Source organism: Streptomyces sp. NPDC041068 (genome assembly GCF_040647455.1).
Lineage (GTDB): Bacteria > Actinomycetota > Actinomycetes > Streptomycetales > Streptomycetaceae > Streptomyces.
In genome coordinates this window covers 1-1,020 of sequence record NZ_JBEZCG010000062.1, presented here as the reverse complement: position 1 = coordinate 1,020, position 1,020 = coordinate 1, and the positions used below count along the sequence as shown (strand labels likewise).

Here is a 1,020-nt window from a genome sequence, read left to right as displayed (position 1 = left end):
CGCGTCCTGCGCCTGCCCGCCGGACGGCGCGAACCACACGAACTGCGCCATCACCCCCGCCCCCGGATCCAGCCGCCCCGCCGCCGCATCCAGCTCCGCGGCCGCCAACTCCCCCCAACCACCGTCCCACCGGCCATCACACTCGACCCGACGCACCAGCGAAGCCACATCCACCGCCCCCGGAGCCGCCACCTCCAGCCCCGAAACACCATCCACCCCCCTCACCAGACGCGAACGCAGCACATCATGACGATCAACCACCGCAGCCAGCGTCGCCACCAACCCCGACTCACCAATACCGTCCGGCAGTTCAAGGGCGACCGACATGTTGTAACGGCCATAGCCGCCGCCGAGCTCCAACAAGTACTGGCCCACGGGCGGCAGGGGCGCCCACCCGGTGCCGCCCCCCTCGAACTCCTCCAGCACCACCGCATCCGCAGCGGTGCCAGAGCCCACCGCCGCTACGGTCTGGGCGAGTTCGGCGACCGTACGTGACTCGAAGATCTGCCGCGGCGTGACCTCCACACCCCGCGCCCGTGCCCGCGCCACCACCTGGATCGAACGGATGCTGTCACCGCCGACCGCGAAGAAGTCGTCGTCCACCCCCACCCGCTCCAGACCCAACACCTCGGCGAACACCCCCGCCAAAGCCTCCTCGACGGGCGTACGCGGCGCGCAGTACTCCCCACCGGAGAACTCCGGTTCGGGCAGCGCGGCGCGGTCCAGCTTGCCGTTCGCCATCAACGGCAGCCGCTCCAGCATCACCAACGCCGACGGCACCATGAACTCCGGCAACCGCCCCGCCACAAACCGACGCAGCTCCGCCACCGACACACCCACACGCACGTCGAAGTCGAGTTCGCCGGAGTCACCCACACCGAGGCCGCCGTCCATCGGGACGACGTATGCCACCAACTGCTGTGCTCCGCCTCGGGCTTCATGGGTGGTGACGACGGCCTGGGCCACGGCCGGGTGCGCGGTCAAAGCCGCCTCGACCTCACCCGGCTCGATACGGAAACC

1 protein-coding gene is annotated in these 1,020 nt (G+C 70.2%); it reads right to left on the bottom strand.

What is annotated here, in order from left to right; all coding sequences use genetic code 11:
- A partial coding sequence (locus AB0B50_RS44655; protein ID WP_362343876.1) for a phosphopantetheine-binding protein occupies positions 1-1,020 on the bottom strand: 1,020 nt, incomplete at both ends.